The 18,824-nt window shown below is 37.9% G+C and carries 25 protein-coding genes; 3 read left to right on the top strand and 22 right to left on the bottom strand.

Annotated features, from left to right (window positions below; genetic code table 11):
* Position 1 precedes the first annotated feature (1 nt).
* Genes DI060_RS04270 through DI060_RS04250 form a run of 5 tightly spaced genes read right to left on the bottom strand, consistent with a single transcriptional unit; the run spans position 2 to position 3,512 of the window.
* Entirely contained in the window at positions 2 to 976 is a 975-nt protein-coding gene (locus DI060_RS04270) for a lysylphosphatidylglycerol synthase transmembrane domain-containing protein (RefSeq protein ID WP_108974127.1), read from the bottom strand.
* 16 nt (positions 977 to 992) lie between these two features.
* A complete protein-coding gene (locus tag DI060_RS04265; RefSeq protein WP_108974125.1) occupies positions 993 to 1,346 on the bottom strand; it encodes a histidine triad nucleotide-binding protein in 354 nt (117 codons plus the stop codon).
* On the bottom strand, positions 1,343 to 2,245 hold the full coding sequence (locus DI060_RS04260) for an ROK family protein (protein ID WP_108974123.1): 903 nt from the start codon (positions 2,243 to 2,245) through the stop codon (positions 1,343 to 1,345). Before DI060_RS04260 ends, DI060_RS04265 begins: the two co-directional genes overlap by 4 nt.
* On the bottom strand, positions 2,242 to 2,913 hold the full coding sequence (locus DI060_RS04255; protein WP_108974121.1) for an ABC transporter ATP-binding protein: 672 nt from the start codon (positions 2,911 to 2,913) through the stop codon (positions 2,242 to 2,244). Before DI060_RS04255 ends, DI060_RS04260 begins: the two co-directional genes overlap by 4 nt.
* The gene (locus tag DI060_RS04250) at positions 2,913 to 3,512 is read right to left on the bottom strand and encodes an FtsX-like permease family protein (RefSeq protein ID WP_108974119.1); all 600 of its coding nucleotides are present in this window, start codon (positions 3,510 to 3,512) and stop codon (positions 2,913 to 2,915) included. Before DI060_RS04250 ends, DI060_RS04255 begins: the two co-directional genes overlap by 1 nt.
* On the opposite strand from DI060_RS04250, the gene DI060_RS04245 reads away from it, so the two are divergent.
* Positions 3,512 to 5,056, top strand: coding sequence for a restriction endonuclease (locus DI060_RS04245; RefSeq protein ID WP_108974117.1), 1,545 nt, complete (start codon positions 3,512 to 3,514; stop codon positions 5,054 to 5,056). The two genes, DI060_RS04250 and DI060_RS04245, sit on opposite strands and share 1 nt — an antisense overlap.
* Positions 5,057 to 5,059: 3 nt before the next feature.
* On the top strand, positions 5,060 to 5,608 hold the full coding sequence (locus tag DI060_RS04240; RefSeq protein ID WP_108974115.1) for a hypothetical protein: 549 nt from the start codon (positions 5,060 to 5,062) through the stop codon (positions 5,606 to 5,608).
* Between the two features lies 1 nt (position 5,609).
* Here the strand turns inward: DI060_RS04240 and ruvA are convergent, their stop codons facing one another.
* Both ruvA and DI060_RS04230 read right to left on the bottom strand, forming a co-directional pair.
* Positions 5,610 to 6,203: a Holliday junction branch migration protein RuvA gene (gene ruvA / locus DI060_RS04235; protein ID WP_108974113.1), complete on the bottom strand. Its 594-nt coding sequence runs from the start codon at positions 6,201 to 6,203 to the stop codon at positions 5,610 to 5,612.
* On the bottom strand, positions 6,200 to 7,036 hold the full coding sequence (locus DI060_RS04230; protein WP_167836913.1) for a DUF2225 domain-containing protein: 837 nt from the start codon (positions 7,034 to 7,036) through the stop codon (positions 6,200 to 6,202). The genes ruvA and DI060_RS04230 overlap by 4 nt, the downstream gene beginning before the upstream one ends.
* A gap of 79 nt (positions 7,037 to 7,115) precedes the next feature.
* On the opposite strand from DI060_RS04230, the gene DI060_RS04225 reads away from it, so the two are divergent.
* The gene (locus tag DI060_RS04225) at positions 7,116 to 7,769 is read left to right on the top strand and encodes a class I SAM-dependent methyltransferase (RefSeq protein ID WP_108974109.1); all 654 of its coding nucleotides are present in this window, start codon (positions 7,116 to 7,118) and stop codon (positions 7,767 to 7,769) included.
* Here DI060_RS04225 and DI060_RS04220 read toward each other — a convergent pair.
* From DI060_RS04220 to DI060_RS19050, 15 genes are all read right to left on the bottom strand, one after another.
* Positions 7,747 to 9,039 carry a chloride channel protein gene (locus DI060_RS04220; protein WP_108974107.1) on the bottom strand — a complete coding sequence of 431 codons (1,293 nt, stop codon included), beginning with the start codon at positions 9,037 to 9,039 and terminating at the stop codon, positions 7,747 to 7,749. The two genes, DI060_RS04225 and DI060_RS04220, sit on opposite strands and share 23 nt — an antisense overlap.
* A 25-nt stretch (positions 9,040 to 9,064) precedes the next feature.
* Positions 9,065 to 9,652 (bottom strand): NAD(P)H-dependent oxidoreductase, encoded by a 588-nt coding sequence (locus DI060_RS04215; RefSeq protein WP_108974105.1) that lies wholly within the window; start codon positions 9,650 to 9,652, stop codon positions 9,065 to 9,067.
* 101 nt (positions 9,653 to 9,753) lie between these two features.
* Positions 9,754 to 10,911 (bottom strand): serine hydrolase domain-containing protein, encoded by a 1,158-nt coding sequence (locus tag DI060_RS04210; protein ID WP_108974103.1) that lies wholly within the window; start codon positions 10,909 to 10,911, stop codon positions 9,754 to 9,756.
* Positions 10,912 to 11,160: 249 nt separating this feature from the next.
* Positions 11,161 to 11,541 (bottom strand): VOC family protein, encoded by a 381-nt coding sequence (locus DI060_RS04205; RefSeq protein ID WP_108974101.1) that lies wholly within the window; start codon positions 11,539 to 11,541, stop codon positions 11,161 to 11,163.
* A gap of 74 nt (positions 11,542 to 11,615) precedes the next feature.
* Positions 11,616 to 12,365, bottom strand: a complete 750-nt coding sequence (locus DI060_RS04200) for a helix-turn-helix domain-containing protein (protein WP_108974099.1) — start codon at positions 12,363 to 12,365, stop codon at positions 11,616 to 11,618.
* Between the two features lie 40 nt (positions 12,366 to 12,405).
* On the bottom strand, positions 12,406 to 12,834 hold the full coding sequence (locus tag DI060_RS04195; protein WP_108974097.1) for a VOC family protein: 429 nt from the start codon (positions 12,832 to 12,834) through the stop codon (positions 12,406 to 12,408).
* A 183-nt stretch (positions 12,835 to 13,017) separates the two neighbouring features.
* Complete coding sequence (locus DI060_RS04190) at positions 13,018 to 13,572, bottom strand: chlorite dismutase family protein (protein ID WP_108974095.1); 555 nt, start codon at positions 13,570 to 13,572, stop codon at positions 13,018 to 13,020.
* Positions 13,573 to 13,683: 111 nt separating this feature from the next.
* On the bottom strand, positions 13,684 to 14,130 hold the full coding sequence (locus DI060_RS04185) for a DUF6428 family protein (RefSeq protein ID WP_108974093.1): 447 nt from the start codon (positions 14,128 to 14,130) through the stop codon (positions 13,684 to 13,686).
* Positions 14,131 to 14,191: 61 nt separating this feature from the next.
* Positions 14,192 to 14,521, bottom strand: coding sequence for an ArsR/SmtB family transcription factor (locus tag DI060_RS04180; protein WP_108974091.1), 330 nt, complete (start codon positions 14,519 to 14,521; stop codon positions 14,192 to 14,194).
* Positions 14,522 to 15,226: 705 nt separating this feature from the next.
* The gene (locus tag DI060_RS04170) at positions 15,227 to 15,673 is read right to left on the bottom strand and encodes a VOC family protein (RefSeq protein ID WP_108974087.1); all 447 of its coding nucleotides are present in this window, start codon (positions 15,671 to 15,673) and stop codon (positions 15,227 to 15,229) included.
* A gap of 60 nt (positions 15,674 to 15,733) precedes the next feature.
* On the bottom strand, positions 15,734 to 16,549 hold the full coding sequence (locus tag DI060_RS04165; protein WP_108974085.1) for an AraC family transcriptional regulator: 816 nt from the start codon (positions 16,547 to 16,549) through the stop codon (positions 15,734 to 15,736).
* A 140-nt stretch (positions 16,550 to 16,689) separates the two neighbouring features.
* Positions 16,690 to 17,175: a GNAT family N-acetyltransferase gene (locus tag DI060_RS04160; protein ID WP_108974083.1), complete on the bottom strand. Its 486-nt coding sequence runs from the start codon at positions 17,173 to 17,175 to the stop codon at positions 16,690 to 16,692.
* Between the two features lie 262 nt (positions 17,176 to 17,437).
* A complete protein-coding gene (locus tag DI060_RS19130) occupies positions 17,438 to 17,599 on the bottom strand; it encodes a leucine zipper domain-containing protein (protein ID WP_244594283.1) in 162 nt (53 codons plus the stop codon).
* 204 nt (positions 17,600 to 17,803) lie between these two features.
* Complete coding sequence (locus tag DI060_RS04150; RefSeq protein ID WP_135354981.1) at positions 17,804 to 18,451, bottom strand: hypothetical protein; 648 nt, start codon at positions 18,449 to 18,451, stop codon at positions 17,804 to 17,806.
* Positions 18,452 to 18,550: 99 nt separating this feature from the next.
* Positions 18,551 to 18,824, bottom strand: a 274-nt coding sequence (locus DI060_RS19050) for a hypothetical protein (RefSeq protein WP_209451983.1), incomplete at its 5' end; no start/stop codon positions are given.

Genomic DNA, 18,824 nt, shown 5'->3' with positions numbered 1-18,824 from the left:
TTTACTGGTTTGGATCATTTGTCTTAGGAATGGAGTCTTTAGCGACTATGGTCCAAGCGAGGTAAAAGATTACAGCTAGAGAAGTTAACACGACAAATTGAATCAAGTGTGTAACGGTCGCAAAAACCAACCCTTCTCCTGCCTCCCTTCCTAATAGAAGGAAGCCTGATATGATAGAGGCATGGAACACACCTATGCCAGAGGGAGCGGAAGGTACGGCCACACCCATGGCTCCCATAAACATCAAAAGCAATATCTCTAAATAATTCACTTCGATGGAGATCATTTTTGTAGTTAACCAATAAGAAATCGCATAACCAAGCAACCAAGTTGGGATAGTTAAAAGTGCTGGTTTTAACAAATAGGTTCCTCTTAGGAATGCACTAAATTCCACTAAGTGTGAATCCAATTTGTCTTGGTAAAAGTGCTCTTGTTTGATAAGAGCAAAAGTTTTTCCGAGTATACGCCTAATTGGAGATAGAAAATATCTTACTGCAATTAAAACGACAAAAATTCCTATCAATATTATACTTGATAGAAAAACCAAACCAAGATTTTTTTCTTCTCCTAATCCAAGATAGATCATCGCTATCACTCCAATGATGACAACCATTGTGAGATCCATAATTTTTTCTAAAAATAGTTTTGAAAGTACGTTTGGTACGGTTAAGTTGGCATCTCTTTTAGCTATCAGGATTCTTAAAACATCTCCACCTCTAGCCGGTAATACCATATTCATTCCAAAGCAAATGACAGCAGATACAAATGCGTTGTAGAAGCTTAGCTTCTTATCAAGTAAGTAATACCACCGGAGAGAGAAAGGTATAAATGCCCAAAGATTAGAAAGGAAAATTAAAAACAAGTAAGACCATTCAATTTTTCCTTTTAATCGATCGAATTCATGTATATCGAAATTTTTGAATAAGATAAAGAGTGCAAATACTGAAATCCCTGCGCCAAGAATCCATTTTTTCATTTTACATTTTCCTAGTTTAACCTGGAGGCCAGGTAAGGTGTCTGCCACCCAAAAGATGAAAGTGAATATGGTGAACAGTTTGTCCGCCAAACTCGCCACAATTGTTTACCAATCTATAGCCATGATCAGAAATACCGAACTCCTTAGCTAAGAGACTCGCTCTAAGAACAATTTGACCCATGAGGTCAATGTCTTCATGGAGTAACTCATTCAGGCTTGTTATATGTTTCTTAGGTATGATCAAGATATGCAAAGGAGCAACGGGTGAAATATCATGAAATGCAAAGAGCGCCTCATCTTCAAAAACTTTTTTGGATGGAATTTCATTGGCAATGATTTTACAAAAGATACAATTTTCTGGGCTTGTCATGCGTTACTAAATACTAAACTGGCGGCGCCAAGGCTTCCAGCTAAATTTTCTCCTTTTCCAAAGATCAATCTATCATTCAAAACGGGAAAAATACGTTCTCGCACCTTCGCCTCCAATTTGTCCCCGAAGAGATCCCAGGCCTTGGTAATACCACCAACCAAAACAACAGCTTCTGGATTCAACATATGGATGGCTGACCGTATGCACTCTGCCATAGTTACAATTCCAAAATCCAGAATCTGGACTGCATCGGGATCTGATCCTTTGACCAAAGAAAAAAAGTCCTCTGCATCTCTCAGTTGTCGTGAGGTTCGTTCCAAGTATCGATTTAAAAAACCCTTTGTCGAAAAGTAGGCTTCCTGGCAACCTCTTTGGCCACAGCCGCAGAGTGCACCATCGATCACAGCGGTTGTATGCCCGATTTCAATTCCGTTGCCATGGTATCCTCGAAATAGAATGCCATCTTCTACAAACCCACCGCCTAGTCCCGTACCTAAGGTAAGCACGAGATGTGAACTGGCAAAGTGGTATTTCCCAAATTTAGCTTCACCTAATGCAGCACAGTTGGCATCATTTTCATAGAAGATGGGTAGTTTCCATTGGGAGGAAAGGTAATTTGTGATAGGTACATCCTTCAGATAGTGTAAATTGGCACTCTCCAAAAGGATACCGTTCTCGTTGTCCAAAGGACCAGGAGAGCCAACCCCAATGCCTTTTAAGTTTGGTGACTTAGAAAATGGTTCAATTGCCTTATCTAAACAATTAAGAAACTCATCAGTTCGAACATCTTTCGGAGTTTCGACAACGGTCGTTGAAATTTCTTTCCCAGTGAAATCGTATAAACCAGACTTAATCGAGCCACCACCTATATCGATGCCTATGGAAAGAGAGGTGCTCATATTCCTTTTACGACTTGGTCGAATTTGCCCTGCTTCATTTCATAAATGGTTTGGGCATCATAAGCAAGTTGCATATCATGAGTCACCAAAATAATGGATAGATTTCTTTTGTTGAATTCGTTTAACAGGTTTTGGACAAGGAGGCTATTTTCGGGATCCAGGTCACCAGATGGTTCGTCAGCAAAGAGTATGGAAGGTTCATTGATCAAGGATCTTGCGATCGCTGTCTTTTGGATCTGTCCACCGGAAAGTTCTCTTGGCAGTTTGTTTTGGAAATTGCTGAGTAGAAGGTGCTCCAATAAATAGTCACACTTTCTTTGGTACTCTGCATTCGAAAACTTTCGAGTGAATAAACCAGGCAGCAAAATATTGTCTCGAATGCTCAAATTTCCCACTAGTTCGGAAAACTGAAATACCAATCCTAATTCTCTAGCCCTCAGTTCATATAGCTCGCGTTTGGTGATTTGGCTCAGCCTACGGTTGTCATATAAAATATCCCCTTCCGTGGGAGATAACATGCCAGTGAGAAGCGATAGTAGAGTGGTTTTACCTGAGCCCGAGGGTCCTATGATGGCCACATAGTCGCCTTGGTTGACATCAAAGGAAATTGAATCCACAGCTTTGTCGTTTCCAAAGAGTTTGCTCAGTCTGTGTACGCGAAGTAACATTACCTTTGTCTCCGGATTGCGCGGTAGGGATCCACAAAAGTAGTGAGGCCAATGCTCGGGATGGACACCCCAAAACAGAGCAGGATGAGTATGGCGGTCCCTAAAAAAAAGCTGTAAATCTCCGAGCTGAGTGTCCAGGTAGCGGGGGGAGCGACTATTTGGGACAGGAAAAAACCAAGGACAGAGGCAGGGATCACTAGGAGGACTAGAACTAGGCTTTGGAGCCAAATGCAGCCCCAACGGTTCCCTCCGACCGCCATCATCACCCCGATGTCACCTAAGCGCTCTACACATTGAAATAGAACTAGGCAAGAAAGCCCGAAAAAACTGGAATAGAAAAGAATCTGGGGAGTTTGGTCAAAGGAAACGATATTAGAAATAGAGAGACCGCCGTAAAGATGGATGTGGACACGAATCGCCAGAAAAAAGAAGCCAGACAGGACCATTCCCGAGACTCCATAGACAAGGGAAAAGAGTCGGTCCCTTATCAAGATTTTCCAAGCAAACGAGATATAGGAAAGCGATTTCACTTCAGGGACATCTTCTTCTTGTTCCTCATTTTTACAAACGATTATTAAGGTTAGGGAAGTCAGAGACATTGGTATTTTTCATTTTAGTTGGGGCAGGAGTGATCATTCTTGGTTTTCTCGTTACCTTTATCATCACACAAAAAAGAGATGGATATAGCAAAGCCCTAACACTTGCAGCTATGGGAAACTTTTTAGATGCTCGGGCGATAGTAAGAGATAAATTGGAAGAAGACCACCATAATCCTTACGGGCATTATGTGATGGCAAAAATTTATTCAATGGAAAATGATCCAATGAATGAAGCAAAACATCTCGAGATAATCAAAAAAAATGCTCGTTATACGAAGGATATTGATCCCGTAAGTGTTTCCAATAGAGTTGCAGATATTTATTACCAAAAAGATTTTTACGAAGAATCATTTTTTCACTATTTGGACACCATACAACATGATAGATCCAATCCTACCGCCTGTATGCGTTTAGGATTTATGGCACTTGGCCAGAAAGAGTTCAAGATCGCCGACAATTTCTTTGCAAGACTACCCGAAGAAAAAATGAATTATTCCATATATCACATTGCGAGAGGAGTGATATCAGGGGTAACAGGGCTTGGTAAAGAGCGGGAATACTTTGAAAAGGCTTTTAAATTAGAAAAATCTCCCGTCTGTGGATTTTTATACGCTCTTTCTCTTTCGAGAGAAAACAAACACAAAGAAGCCATCCAAATTGCAAACCAAATTGTGGATTCAATTGATGATGAATATGTAAGATATACAATCTTTCAATTTCTCATGACTGAAGCTGTTCTCATGCAAAATTTTCCTGATGCTTTGAAGAATGCTAGATTGTGTTTGGAAATGGCAAAATTAGATGGATGGCAGAGTGAGATCATTGAAAGCAACATTCATTTTTCTATGATCTGTACATATATGGGAAAGTATGAAGATGCTTCTGAACCATTGATCGAAGCAGAAGCAAATCGCTTGGACGACCCCGAGGTCATTGCGCTTGCAAATCTTAAGTTTAAATTAGAACGCGGCATGGGAAATATAGATACCCTTTCCATTGAGTATGATCTGAAGCGAGAATTGAACTTATTGTCCGTGACTTTATTTCCTAATTCAAGGTACTTTGAACTGAGTGGAATGCGTTCATCAAAACCCTTTAATATCAAAGGACTTGTGGATGAGCAGGGAAATAAACTAGCAAAGAAACTGGATCTCATTGGAGAAGATAAATTTGAAAAATTTATCAGTATGCCTGGCACACAATTTAAAAACCAAGCAACAAGGATGATTTTAAAATTTGGCTATCGCGTAACAAAAGAAATGGCAAACTCAGAAGGCGATGGAGTCAATTACCTTTGTTCTTCTAAAGACAATGTGAATGAAAGGGCAATCTTTCGAGTGAGAAAATGGAAAGATGCAAAAGTTTCAGATGTTTTTATCCGTGATTTACTCCAGCAGATGGAAGAGAATGGAGCGGAAAAAGCATTTATCATCGGAAATTTTGATTTAACAGAAGCGGCGAGAAAGGTTTTATCACAAAGAGATGGCGCAGTAGAATTGATCAACGGTGACCGATTGGAAGACATTCTAGAAAAAACAATGTAATCTATGCATTACTTTATTTTTATATTCTTTTTTTATCTCTTTCATTGTCAGGCTATCCAAACAAAACACGTGGGCAAGCCAAATGATTGTAAAATCAAAATCAATGAAGGAGTCCACTATGGGCAAGAGGGCAATGCAGAAGACCGGAAGGGGATCATTTTTGTCTTAGAGGAATTGCTTACGGACATCTGCCATGGAAATTTAGAACATTTGCCCAAACATGTAGATCCAAATTTAGGTCTTTTTATTGATGCAAAAGGGTATTTGAACTACCAAGAAGTTTTAAAGGATCTAGGAGAAAAGAACGGATACTTTGCTACTTATTTTTTTAACCAGGAGCTGTTAGATCAGCGGAAGGCTTCACAGGGAAATCTTACTGTTCAACAGGTATTTGAAACAGCAAATGAAATCAAAATAGATTTTTACTTTGAGAGTATGGATGAAGCAGAACTTAAATTTCACTTTTCAGAAAATCAAAAAAACACTCGTTATCTCATAAATCCAATCTTTCGTAAGGTGAAAAAGGAATGGAAAATTGTTCGAATGTTTTAGTTTACTTTGTGATGACCAAACGAACGATTTCCCCGGCTTCTAAACTTGGCTGAGATTTACGGATGGATTCCACTTCTTTGGAAGCAGTTTTTTCATCATAACCCAGTTGTTGAAGAGCTAAAACAGCTAGGTCGGATTGAACTAAATTTGTGCCTACCGTTCGTTCAGTACTATGAATGAATGATTCTAGCTTCTTCAGGTTTTGTTTGATCTCAAAAAGAATTTTTTCAGACGTTTTTCCCTTTACTTTAGGGATTTTTTCCAGACTTTTTTTATCATCCTCATTGGCAATTTTATAGAGATCATCGGCTTGGAAAAAAGATAAAATCTTGAGTGCCGTAAGTTCTCCTATACCATGTAATGATTTCATTAGCTTAAAGAGTTCTCTATCTTGGTTGGATGTAAATCCAAAGAGTTTTTGCGATCGGTCCGTTATGGAATGGTATGTATGGATAAACACTTCTTTGCCGACCTCTTCTCTTAGCTGGAGGTGTAAGGGAAACGGAATCAGTACTTCATAACCAACGCCCGATACTTCAATTAAAATCGAGTCCAGATCTAAACGAAGTAATTTGCCTCTTAAACTGCCAATCATTGGATAAGATCCCATACTTTCGGGTCATGTCTATTCTGCCATAACTCCTTTGCCTTGGTATTCCATTTTGTTACATCCGTTAGGGGAGCACGCGGATTTGTTTTGGCCTCTTGGGCAATTTCAGCACGCGTTACGTCTAAGACCTTAATATAATCGGCAGCCTTTGCTTCATCACCAACTTTGAGTGAGCAAACTATAATCAAATAAAGAACTTCAAATTCATAAATTTTTTCTGGAAAATCAGAGAGCCGAAACACCTCTTCCAAATCTTCAATCGCTTTCTTTAAGAGAATTGTATCGGCTGCTAGATTGTATTTTTGCCTCAAACAAAAAAGACGGATGTAGCGGTGAGCGCGTTTGATCAGAGTGAAAGGAACCTTTGCATGGATTTCAATTGTACTTTTGTAGATGGCGAGATTTACGCTGAGGATTATGGCATCCTCGCTTCTTGGGTGTTGGAAGGCATCAGGTGACAGCTCTTTCTGATTGAACTGTGTTTTGATTTGTTTGTAATTTGCGGCCCAATAGTTCACTACCTTTTTGTCAGTCGTAGAATGTTTCTCACCCAAACTTCCATGGAAATGAAAGTCACTGCGATTGGCACCGTTGAAAAAACAAACAGGGCATACTGTGAATTGTAACTCATTAAAATCTACATAGGTATACTTTGGGTTTTCATCATAGACAGGGACTTCAAAGATATTGTGCCGAATGGGAAGTGTTTTGGATTTCAGTGAATAATTCTTTACCTCTTTGTAATGGCAAACTGGGCATTCCACATCCTGTAAAATAATTGGGCTGATTATTTTCTCACTATTTTCGCTTTCCGACACTGTTACCTCTGAAATTTTTGTCCTATAATTTCATTTCTCTTCATTTGACCTTGCAATTCAAGAATTAATTTTTTCATTTATGGTAAATCAGATAGTTTCAAATCTTTGTCCGCTTTGTGGAAATAGTTCGGAACAATTTTTTAAGAATCGATTGAGATCATATTTGAAATGTAATGGCTGTTATTCTGTATTTATGGATCCAATCTATCATCCGAGTCAAATACAGGAGAAAACGAGATATCTGGAACACAACAATCGATTGGATGACCTGGGATACCAAAACTTTTTAAAACCACTCATAGACTATGTTTGTTTACATACTGGTCAAAATGAGATAGGACTAGACTTCGGCTGTGGTACGGTACCCATTGCTTCCCACTTATTGCAAAAAAAAGGATATCAAATGTGGAGCTATGATCCTTATTTTTTTCCAGAAACGAAAGCATTGGAACAACGCTACGATTTTTTAGTGGCTAGTGAAGTCATAGAACACTTTCGTAAGCCGCGCGATGAATTTTTCAGGATGAAAAGTTTGTTAAAAGAGAAAGCCCAATTATTTTTTATGACTTCACTGTTTGAAGAAGGAATGGATTTTCAAAAATGGTATTATAAAGATGACCAAACTCATTTATTTTTCTATGAAAAAAGGGCATTCGATTGGATATGTGACTACTTTCAATTTAGTTCCGTTGAAGTAAATGGTAAATTGATTAGGTTTGTTCTGGATCCTTGATCTCGTTTTGATTTGACTTACTGTAAAATATATGTTTTGGAGAGTCAATTGTTTGGCTGTGGTAGATACCTTTTTCTCCACTGGAAAGGTAAGCAAATATGACAGATATGGCGAGCGGAATGCTGATGCCTGTCCCAAACAATTCGATACCCATGACTATGCCCGCTAAAGGTGTGTTACTTGCTCCTATAAAAACAGAAATCATACCTAGTCCGGCCAAAAGTGAGAGAGGTAAATCAAAGAGTGCAAATAGTGCATTGCCAAGGCATGCTCCAATAAAAAATAGAGGTGTGACCTCGCCGCCTTTTAGACCAGCTGAAAGAGTTATGGCAGTGAAAAGAAGTTTCCAAAAAAAATCAAAAGGACCCATACCCATATTAAATGAATTTTCAATTGTACTGATACCTAGTCCAAGATACATCCGTCCATCTATGATAAGGCAGAGGCCGAGCAAAAGGATGCAGAGAACAAATGCTTTTTTATAAGGCTGGTCTTTTATTGGCTGAAAGACTTTTTGAAATCCATCCATCACAAAAGTATAGGAGAATGCACAAACGCCAAAGAGCATACCAACAATTGCGACTTGGAGTATCGAAAAAGGATTTAGTGAGATAGAGGGAAGATTAGGAAAGTTTGTATGGTGAACTCCATACAATCTACAGATAAGGTCAGCAGTAATAGATGACACCAAACAAGGATATAGTGACCTTGTGATCGCAATTCCCCGCGAAAACAATTCCATGGCAAATACCATTCCTGCTAAGGGAGTTCCAAAGACAGAACCAAATCCAGCAGATACCCCAATGGCTAGAAACAATCGTCTAAGCTCAGGTTTTTTGGGAGTGAGAAGGTGATACATTTGGTCAGCGGTAGCGGCTCCCATTTGGACCGCTGTGCCCTCCCGACCGGAGGATCCTCCAAATAGGTGAGTTAAAAGGGTGCCGAGCCAGACAAAAGGTACAAACCGAAAGGGAAGTTTTTTGTTTGGACTGTGGAATTCTGTGATGATAAGATCTGTCCCTTTTTGGAGAGATTGGCCGTATTTCTCAAACAAAAAGACGATGAACACCCCAGCAATAGGGAGAAAAAAAATCAAATTTGGATTTGATTCCCGTATCGAGTTTACCTTTCCAAGGCTAAACAAAAAGCCAGCTGACAAAGAACCTATGATTCCACCGAGAAAGACTGCCAGGCAAGTCCAATAGAGGACCACAAACAATCCTTCCAGCTTATTTCCGCGCATGAGTATTGAGGAAAGTAAAATTTTCATCCTTTGCCGTGCACGACACTAATGCTTACTTTCTCTTTCTGCCAAAGGATTCCATGCGATCTAAATGTTTTTTGCGAAAGCTATCCTTTGAGAGCCGAATGGGTCCAATGCTTGTGATCTTTACTGGACGGATCCCAGAGAATTCTAGTGTTAATAATTTCATAGCTCGGTGGCTTGGGGCTCGGTACACCAACCAATAGTACCAAGTTGGTTGGTCCATCGTTGAAATGATATGAGCCGACTTGCCCACAAGTAGCTTATCCCAAAACAAAGAGTTCTCTCTTTTTTTGAAGGCAAATCCTGGTAAGAAAACGCGGTCAATGAATCCTTTGAGGAGGGCCGGAAGACTGCCCCACCATACAGGGTAGAACCAGACAATATGATTTGCCCAAAGGATGGAGTCTTGCGCCTTCTGCAGATCAGGTTCGAGCTCCGTTCGTTTGCGATAGCCATAGGAGAGAACAACTTGGAATTTGAGTTGGTGAAGATGGATACTGCGAACTTCTGCACCCGTTGCCAAAGCACCTTTTTCATAAGCTAAGGCTAATGCTTTGTTATAGCTCTCTGGGTCAGGGTGTCCATTGATGATGAGGATCTTATCACGAGGATTCATTTAGAAAACTTTCCAACACAAGGCTCTTTTGGCTATTAGAATCTTTTCTTTATAAATATGGTCTTAAAACGTTACGGTTTGCCATAAGTTTTCAAAGGAGTTTATTGTTTTTGCATTTTCTCAACCATTTGCACAACCTGCAACATCCACCGAAAGCTTGTTTCTAATTGTTCAGTGCCTCCAAAGTTAGCGATCACATGTAGGTCAAGCTCAGGATTATAAAAACAGAGTGTAGATAGGATGCCCGAATGCCCTTGCATTAAAGGAGTACCTTTAAAGAGAAAGAAAAGGTCGCCGTAATCTACCGTCATCCAGCCACGACCATAGAAAATTCCATCGTGGAATACCTGTTTGCCGGCAAAGTCTATTGGTTTTGCAGACTGAAAGAGTTTTCCTTGCCAAAGTGCTTTCTGGAAGAGGAGAAGGTCTCCTGTAGTCGAAACTATGCCTCCACCTGCCCAATCTGCTGTCACACTTTCAAATTGAGTGACATCAACTGCACCGAGAAAAATAGGAGAAATATCATTCTCTTTCGTAACATCAAGTGGCCTTGAGCGTTTGTACATGTAGCTAGCTTTCATTCCTAAAGGTAGAAAAATCTTTTTTTCTAAAACAATTTCATAGGATTCTTTTGCCACTGACTCAATGATTAAGCCAAGTAGAATGTAACCCGTGTCAGAATAGAGAAATCCTTTTCCGGGAGGGAAGGCAGCCTTTTGTTCTTTTTGAGTGTAGGCGATAAGTTCCAATGGTGAAAATCTTTTCTGCGGATTTGATTTGATCACTTCCATAAAATCGCTTCCATCAATCCCTTTGCTTTCAAAATAGTCAGCGACTCCAGAGGTATGGTCTAGGAGTTGTTCAATCGTAACTTCCTTTTGGTAATCCTTGCCCTCAAATACAAAAAGGGAATCTAGCACATCCTTAGAAAGGTATTTGTGGATGGGGTCAGTCAATCGAAGTCGTTTTTCTTCTTCCAAAATTTTTACGAGGCTCAAGGTAAATAATTTTCCCACACTGGCAATATGGAAGCTTTGGTTTGGGTTTCCTTCTGGGAAACTACCTTGGAAGGTTTCTCCTTTCCAAGAGATGAGATACTGGCCTCTTTTGAAATTTTCTTTTCCTTCGAGCATGGATGAGAATTCTTTTTGGAAATAAAGAATTCTTTCCTCTTTCCCTTTGGGAATACTGCAAAACAATGCCAGAGTAGTGGAGAGAACCATTAGAATTGTTTTAGGCAGGAAGTTTTTAGTGAGCATATTGCATAATTTCCAAGTGTACTCTTTTTCGTAAAGAAAATATGAGGTCTAACTGGATATTGTGAAGTTTATATCACATTGGAATTAAATAATATACTAATATATTGTCTAAAAAAAATTTATTAGTATTTCAGAATTTTTTTTAATCGATTGGAAGAGGTCAGAATTGATTTTAAATATACTATAAGATTAGATCTGAGGAAATAAACTTGGTAGAGAGTAAATCCTTACCCTCTACCATTGGTCAAACTATTTCATAGAGTTCAAACCAATTAAGTTACCCTCCGTGTCTTCGCAAAGAGTAACAAAACCAAACTCTCCTATCGAGAACTTAGGTCGAATGAGTTTTCCCCCTGCTTTTTTTACTTTTGCTTCACTTAATTCGCAATCCTCAACAGAGAAATAAACGAGAGTTCCGCCATTGCCAGGTTTTGCAAATTGTGATTTCACGAGAGCTCCACTTGCTCCATATTTGTCCATGGCTCCGACAAACATTTTCATTTTGGTCTCCCCTGTGGGATCGCCTAAGTCAGTTAACTGCTGTTGGCAAATCGTTTGATAGAACTTACTTGCCCTTTCCAAATCATTTACATAGATATCAAACCAGCCGATTGCATTCGGTTTTTGCATATTGTATACTCCTACATGCTACTTTCTTTTATGAAATGAGCTTAGCAAAAAAATAGGGGGGAGTATTGTATAAATCAGACATGGAAGGTCTTAAAGTATTCTTTCGGAGTAAAGCCTGTAATTTTTTTAAAATGATTAATAAAGTGGGATTGGTCGACGTAAAAGTCTAAGTAGTCTTTCCGAAAGGCTTGTTGGAGTCTTAAGATTTTAAGAAAGTCGTGTGGTGAAAAGCCAGTAGATTCCTTGAGCTTTCTTTGCAATTGTCGGGTTGATAGATTGACAGCTGCTGCCATTTCCTCGACTGATTCAATCTCTTCTATGTCATTGAGGATACGTTCGGTAACCACATTCTGTCTGAGTATGCCATCTTGAATTAGGATGGTTACGAGTTGGTTCAGTGGATTTGCGAATTCTAAAAAATCAACACCAATCATTTGTTTTGCGGTTTTGATGAGTGGAAATTTTCCCTTGTACTCAGAATTTACGAAACCAAATTGAATTTCGTTTTTTTCACCCTGCCAAACACCAGGAAAAAATTGGATTCCAGCATAATGAAAGGATCTCCCAAGGTTGAGCTCCACATAGGTTGTTTGGCGGTAGGTAAAGGCACAGATCAGAGGGTTTCTTAGATTTAGAAGCGCATTGACACAAGCATCAGGAATGACATGGAGTTTGAAGTCTTCTTCTAGATCGTGAACGGTTTTCAATTCCCAATAGGAGTGTACAAAGTCCTGGAATTTCTCAGGAGGCTTTTGTTCCTGAAAAAGAACGGAAGATTGTTTTTTTTGTATGCCATCTGGAACAGGATCGTATTTGGAATTCATGGAGTATCAATCAGAGGAAAAAAAAGGGATGAGTTTCTTTCTAGGTCTTCTTTGCATTGAATTCGATGATCCACTCAATACCGAATTGGTCTCTGAGCATCCCAAAGTAAGTCCCCCATGGGCTATCACCGATTTCTGCTTCCACTGTTCCCGTTTTGGCTAAGCGAAGGAAAATAGTATCTGCTTCTTCCTTGCTATCTGTACTCACGGATATCTTTGATCTATTTTCCTTTTCATCGACTTTACCAAGAAAAGAAGGTACGTCGTTTCCTATGAGGAGAGAATTGCCAATCGGTAGGGAGATGTGCATAATCTTATCTGCATCAATATCCGGAATGGGAAAATCTGGCCCCGCGAGATCTTTAAGTCTGACAATCTGATTTAACTTACCACCAAAAACGGATTGGTAAAATCGGAAGGCCTCTTCTGCATTTCCATTGAAATTGATATGTGGGTTGATTTGTGCCATAGGTGAAAATATAGGAAGGGGTTCGTGATTGAGTCAATCTTTATTCATGAAAGTAAAAAAGAACGTTTTGGAATAAATAAAATTATACCTTATTGTTATAACAAATGTAACGAATGTACATTGTGAACGTTGGAAATGAAAGACATTTGGAATAACAATAAGCTGTTTGCGATTTTGAAATTTTTAGAATTCTATCCTTTCTAAGCGAATTTCCATTTCTGATTCTACATATTCCCATTCTTCAGAAGCTCTCAATGATTCAAGTAGCAGATCAAAATCTTTTCTATTTTCTGATGAAAATTCGAACCAAGTAAGAAAATCATATGGCTCACCTATGTCTCTACAATGGAAGAGCTTTCTTGCAATTTGAGGTAAGAATTTGATTCCAATTTCCGTATGATGGGATGACTCTTCAAAAATGTGTCTCCTTTCATCTTGGGAAAGTTGCCACCATGTTTCGCTTTTTTTAATCGGGATGAGTGCTGCAAAATTCGAATCCTCTCTACCTAAGGGAGCTTGGATCGAAGATAGTACATTTAGTTCCGTTCTATTAGCATACCTTACATTGCTTGTAAATCCTCTAAGTCTCCAGATACCAGACTGCTCCTTTTCGAAATCGCTTGGAACAATGTTTAGATGGGAAGGCGAGGGCAATCCTTCGCCCTTTATCTGATAGGTATTCAAAACTTTCCATTTACCCCAATCACCACCAATAAAATCATAAAAGTTTTTTTCCATGACAACTATCCTTTAATCCAAAGCATACCGTTTGTAAGATGCCTACATACGGAAAGGCAATCATAGGCCTTACAATTGGCCTCGGGAGATTCCTGAGCTCCTAAGTCCATTTCAATTGCAACAGGAATTTTTGGTCGTGACTTTTGCTTGCGAGTCCTGTTTTTCAGAATTGCCACATTGACTGCTAGCAAGACAAGCAGTGTTTTTGTTTTGTAAAAGGAAGGAGGAACCGCGAAACGTAAGGTCATACTTTCCAATGGTATCTTGTTGGTATTCCACTTCAATCTCCGCATCCCCTAAAGGCAATTTTTCTTCTGCTAAATGAAGAATCTTTAATAACTTTTGCGAATCCAATCTATGTTCTATATCATTAGAATTCCATAGCTGAAAATTAATTGTGGTTTCCTTTCGAAGTGTGCCACCACAATCAATGAAATCTTTAGTGAGAAGGCCTACCTCTGTGATATGAAAATGAGAAGGAACAGAGCTTCCATTTTCTAGCTTGAAGGTAAGTGTATTTAAATTCGGAAGTAAGTTTTTAATTTCTGAAAGTTTCATGTGACTCCAAATGATGATTGAGACCATTTCATCGTAATATTACGATAGAATCAACAAAATTTTAACAGCAATTTGTAGATTTTTCATGTTTGGAGAAAAAAGTGCCAAAATAATCAGAAATTTCGCTCCAAGCTTTTTCGTTTATGCAATAACATACGGAAGGTCCTTCGATCGTACCTGATATAAGATTTACTTCTTTTAAAGCTTTTAGATGTTGCGAAACAGTAGCTTGCGCCAGTTTTAACTCATCAACCAAGTCTCCACAGATACAGGATCTCTTCTTGATGATCGTTTCAAGGATTGCAATACGCGCAGGATGGCCTAGTGCTTTTGCATACGAGGCTATTCGATTTTGCTTTTTGTTAAATAATTCTAGTTTGCTAACACCCATGGTTCAAGTGTAATCAGACTTGCATTTGATCAATGAGAATTTCAAAAGTGACTGTTTTGAAAAAGAGGAGCTTACTACTTGGTCCCGAAGACAGTCCCGAGTTAACGGGGTTTATCAATGTTATCGTCCATCTTAATGGCTACATGAAAAGAAATTTAAGCTGGAACCTTTTGGCAGATGATATAATAAAAAATTTCAGGTGGCTTATTTTCTGAGGTAATTTTTGGCTCCTGAATTTCCTTGCATTCAACTAAGCCATATTTGTGAAATTCAGAATGAACAGATATTTCATCATAGAAAAAAAGTGTAATTCCATGTGTGGTCAAAAAGGTATCCATTTCCTGCTGTGTACCTTTTCCATATCGACTATCTTTTTATGAAAGTGTAACAAATACCATGATGCCGTTTTCATTGAGATGATTGTAGCAATTCTCTATGAATTTATATCTTTCCACCTTTGTAAGTAGGTGGAGCAAAGCGTAACAAAAAATACCATCATAGAGATTGTCATCGAATCAATTTAAATCATATGATACAATATTAGAAATCAGACTTTTTTTATATACGAATAGCATTTTGTTTCTTTGGAGCAACACTTTCTCATTAGCAGGGTTTTGTTCATTGGGAGAGTCAGAAACAAAAATTCGCCTCCTCTGCAGATGAAAATGCATGCTTATACTCTCACCTCGTATCTGGAAACGTTGATTAATCGGAAGAGTGCAAACCTAATTTGTTACCATCAATGTCGAGAAAAATTGCGAAAAATCCATTCTGGTCAGCATGCGGAGTTTTGGGGATTAGGATCTTTCCTCCATTTTTTGGGATGAGATCTAACGTCCTTTCCAAATTTTTTCCTGCATTTAAATAAATGGTTACTCCGTTTGCGGAGGGTTCATATCCTTCAGCTTCAATTATTACTCCGGTGACTTGCTGGTCTTCCGTTGGAAAGATGGCCATTTTCATTCCTTCAAATTCCACATTTAGTAATTTGATTCCAAAAATGTTTTCATAGAATTGAATAGATTTATCGATCTGCTTGGATGGTATCTCAAATATAGCGACATTGCTTATCTGTTTATTCTCCTTTTTGCCGCATTGCGCTAAACTGAAAATAGATAGAAGTAGAAATAGAGTGGAAGAAAATTTTTTCATGAATCAAGGATACCATTTTTATTCTGTATAAAATTGTAAAAAAACGACATTCAATATAAATTATTTGTAAAAAATGGAAGAAAGCGCCATCGCATCATTGTTTAAAAAATCTTTCGGATTAAGACTTGTAAAATCTTTAAAGTCTTTGATGAAATGTGCTTGGTCATAGTAGTCAAACATATGTGCAATCTCAGTTAAGTTTTCCGATTCCCGGTTAAGTAGCATTTTCAATGCAGCCTGAAATCTTACGATCTTGCCATATTGTTTTGGACTCAATCCCATTTCTTTCTTGAACTTCCGTTCAAGTTTTCTCCTCAAGGAAGGAGAATCTCCGACGATGGTCTGGATTGATTTCTTTCCTAGTGTTTCAAAAATTGTATCAAGGGTAGATTTGACTAAGCAATCAATCTTTTGAGGATTTGATAGTTTTTTTCGAAGGAATGATTCAATATGGGAAATTCTTTGGGCTGCGTCTTTCGCATTGATAATTTGTTCCTGCAATTCCTTCGCCTCGGTTTCCCCAAGTATAGTGTCAAGCGGAGTCTCTTTATTTACTAACGAATTTAATTTTATGTTGAATAGATGGGATAATCCATAGGGGATAAAACGAATCGAAAAGGTATCAACATAGCCAGTTGGCTCAATATAAAAAGGATCTATCGTCTGGCCTAAGATCATAGCTCTTGGTTGCAAAATATAATCTTTTGTTGAAGTATAGCGCTTTATGTCATCGCCGAGAATGAAGGCCATTTCAAGGAAGCCATCGGGGATAATTCGTTGCTTCTTTGGGTTATCTTGTTTTGGGACCAGTAGAGTCCAATAGCAATCAACGATCCATGAGAGATCTTTATGAGGTTTAAAGGTTGTGTATTCCATTTAATTTATTTATCAGATCGTAAGCACTTCGCAAAGAATGAAGTCGTTTTACTACGGATCCAATACCTCTGAGCATGAATGAGGATAGCTAACTTTGCGTTCGGCGCAATTTCATTATTATCTTAAACCTAGCTACTAAATCAATCGATCGTTTTCTCCATTTTATAATTTATTAAATCAACTCCATTACGATCGTTCTTTTGTTCTAATGTAATCTTAAATCCCATTTTATGAAAAAAAGGTGCTGCGGTTTTGCTTACATCAGCTGTTAACCTTTTTTGTTTTGAAATATTTGATTCATTCAAAATTTCAAGAAATAAAGTTTTGGCAATTCCAAAGTTTTGGTAGTTTTTATGTACATAGAGTAGATCTATATGATTTTGATTGGCAAATGATACAAAACCCAGCAAATGGTCGCCATTCTCTGCAATCAATGTAATTTGTTTTTGAATGATCTGAATCCACCTTTCTCTATTCTCGATCCCTGAAATCCAAGCGCTGATTTGATCTTGACTATAATCCTTTGAACAGATGGTATTGACTGTATCAGCAAATAAAATTTGCATTTGGCTAAGATCTTCCTCTTTCGCTTTTCGTATCGTAAATGGTATTTTTTTCTGAATCATTTTAAAGATATAAATCCTACTGAAAAGACCTAACTTTCATGGTTAAGCGGCGTGAGAAGGGTAACGCTTTTTGGTAATCTTTCTTGGTTTATGATCTTTGTATGCAGTAGGGTTTGAAATAAGCAAGAAAAAATCCTTGTCTTTAACACCTAATTTATTATTAGCAAACTAGATAGAATAAGTATCTTGCTCTTGCAGAGTTCTAGTATCTTCTTTGAACCCCAAAACTTCTTATTGTTCTTGAGCTTAATGAGCTCGAGAACTACATCCTTGGGAATTTCTTAGGCGAGTTCTTAGGAATTCTCTTCTTGTCGAGAAGCCCAGCCTTTCCCTCAGTCAGAAACCTTTCTTTCCATTTGTATCCACACTTTATCGATTTATCATATTCTGCACAGAGCTCTAGTGAAATTGATACCTTTCTCAAAGCTCGCCATAACGAATTCTAATCTTAAATGCACGACCTGATTCTCTTTCCAAGGCATTCCCATAGCCCTCCTATAAAGGTGTTCTAGGGGATGAGAAACCAGAAAGTGTTACCTATGTCCTGAGTCATACAATAGAAACATTTCGCAGACCGAGTGAGGGCGCAAGTCCCGAGCGGAGCGTGTCAGCCGCAGTTATACGCCGTTTAAAAAGTTCGAGAGAGAGAAATGAATGTATTTGCAAATGATTCAAAAGAAACAAAACTATTAAACAGAGTCCTGAGTTGAATCGTTTGCTCGGTTGAATAACCTTGCAATTTACTTCTATCTTCTGAAATTCTTGCAAATTGTTCAATTAAACCAATCGATAGAATAGTAGATTCATTAATTTCATATCCCAACGCAATTTTATATTCATTAAGAAAATATTTAGTAAAAACATTGTCTTTATAAATGGAAAAGTTAATCAATCTAGCATTTTCAACTATAGAATAATTTAAACTTATATTTCCATATAACATTGAATGTTTAAAGCCTAGATTTAAATAAAAACTATAAATACGAGGAGTCTCAAGATTTAGTCCGAAAGTAACTCCTTTGAAATTTTGACTAAAATCATAATTGAAATAATAAGTCGAACTTTGAGACAAATTACTCTTTATTTGTTGAATTCCGGCGAAAGTAGAGATTCTGTTTTCTCTGAAATGATAGTGAATCAGAAAATTAGATTCAGTTCTATAATAAGTTCCTAAATTGCCATAAGAAACGAATGGATCATTTCTAGGGATGAAACGTAACGATTGAGTCTCCATACTAGTTTTTTTGTTTTCAAAGAAATTAGTTTCTAAACTCAATTTCGAATTTTTAATAAATCTCTGATAGCCGAAAGTATTGTAATTGAAATTGTTTGTATCATTAATATTGGTAAATGGAAACAAAGATCGATAGATATATTATTCAGTGGCACTGTAATTGGTAGAATTTCTCCTAAGATAGATTTTGTTTAAATCTTTTTCATTATTTTTTATCTCATTTTCTTTTGATTCATCATTTCCATATAAAGAGAAGCAAGAAATGATCAGGAAGGAGATTATTATTTTTTTCATAAAATATTTTGGTATGACTTCAGGAGATAGGTAACGGTTAAGCGGCAGTAGAAGGGTAACGCTTTTTAGTAACCTTTCTTGGTTTATGATCTTTGTATGCATTAGGGTCAGAAATAAGCAA

This window comes from Leptospira ryugenii (genome assembly GCF_003114855.1).
Classification (GTDB): Bacteria; Spirochaetota; Leptospiria; order Leptospirales; family Leptospiraceae; genus Leptospira_A; species Leptospira_A ryugenii.
Note: the sequence above shows the minus strand (reverse complement) of the source record. Positions and strands in the feature narration are given on the sequence as shown.

What these genes read in the sequence shown, in the direction of transcription:
- DI060_RS04255 (WP_108974121.1), bottom strand. Translation starts at nt 2,913, where the DNA reads ATGTTACTTCGCGTACACAGACTGAGCAAACTCTTTGGAAACGACAAA.
- DI060_RS04215 (WP_108974105.1), bottom strand. Translation starts at nt 9,652, where the DNA reads ATGAATCCTCGTGATAAGATCCTCATCATCAATGGACACCCTGACCCA.
- DI060_RS04240 (WP_108974115.1), top strand. Translation starts at nt 5,060, where the DNA reads ATGCATTACTTTATTTTTATATTCTTTTTTTATCTCTTTCATTGTCAG.
- DI060_RS04195 (WP_108974097.1), bottom strand. Translation starts at nt 12,834, where the DNA reads ATGGCACAAATCAACCCACATATCAATTTCAATGGAAATGCAGAAGAG.
- DI060_RS04160 (WP_108974083.1), bottom strand. Translation starts at nt 17,175, where the DNA reads ATGATTCAGAAAAAAATACCATTTACGATACGAAAAGCGAAAGAGGAA.
- DI060_RS04225 (WP_108974109.1), top strand. Translation starts at nt 7,116, where the DNA reads ATGGTAAATCAGATAGTTTCAAATCTTTGTCCGCTTTGTGGAAATAGT.
- ruvA (WP_108974113.1), bottom strand. Translation starts at nt 6,203, where the DNA reads ATGATTGGCAGTTTAAGAGGCAAATTACTTCGTTTAGATCTGGACTCG.
- DI060_RS04260 (WP_108974123.1), bottom strand. Translation starts at nt 2,245, where the DNA reads ATGAGCACCTCTCTTTCCATAGGCATCGATATAGGTGGTGGCTCGATT.
- DI060_RS04190 (WP_108974095.1), bottom strand. Translation starts at nt 13,572, where the DNA reads ATGGAAAAAAACTTTTATGATTTTATTGGTGGTGATTGGGGTAAATGG.
- DI060_RS04185 (WP_108974093.1), bottom strand. Translation starts at nt 14,130, where the DNA reads ATGAAACTTTCAGAAATTAAAAACTTACTTCCGAATTTAAATACACTT.
- DI060_RS04210 (WP_108974103.1), bottom strand. Translation starts at nt 10,911, where the DNA reads ATGCTCACTAAAAACTTCCTGCCTAAAACAATTCTAATGGTTCTCTCC.
- DI060_RS04270 (WP_108974127.1), bottom strand. Translation starts at nt 976, where the DNA reads ATGAAAAAATGGATTCTTGGCGCAGGGATTTCAGTATTTGCACTCTTT.
- DI060_RS04165 (WP_108974085.1), bottom strand. Translation starts at nt 16,549, where the DNA reads ATGGAATACACAACCTTTAAACCTCATAAAGATCTCTCATGGATCGTT.
- DI060_RS04220 (WP_108974107.1), bottom strand. Translation starts at nt 9,039, where the DNA reads ATGAAAATTTTACTTTCCTCAATACTCATGCGCGGAAATAAGCTGGAA.
- DI060_RS04265 (WP_108974125.1), bottom strand. Translation starts at nt 1,346, where the DNA reads ATGACAAGCCCAGAAAATTGTATCTTTTGTAAAATCATTGCCAATGAA.
- DI060_RS04205 (WP_108974101.1), bottom strand. Translation starts at nt 11,541, where the DNA reads ATGCAAAAACCGAATGCAATCGGCTGGTTTGATATCTATGTAAATGAT.
- DI060_RS04200 (WP_108974099.1), bottom strand. Translation starts at nt 12,365, where the DNA reads ATGAATTCCAAATACGATCCTGTTCCAGATGGCATACAAAAAAAACAA.
- DI060_RS04250 (WP_108974119.1), bottom strand. Translation starts at nt 3,512, where the DNA reads ATGTCTCTGACTTCCCTAACCTTAATAATCGTTTGTAAAAATGAGGAA.
- DI060_RS04170 (WP_108974087.1), bottom strand. Translation starts at nt 15,673, where the DNA reads ATGAAAAAATTTTCTTCCACTCTATTTCTACTTCTATCTATTTTCAGT.
- DI060_RS04180 (WP_108974091.1), bottom strand. Translation starts at nt 14,521, where the DNA reads ATGGGTGTTAGCAAACTAGAATTATTTAACAAAAAGCAAAATCGAATA.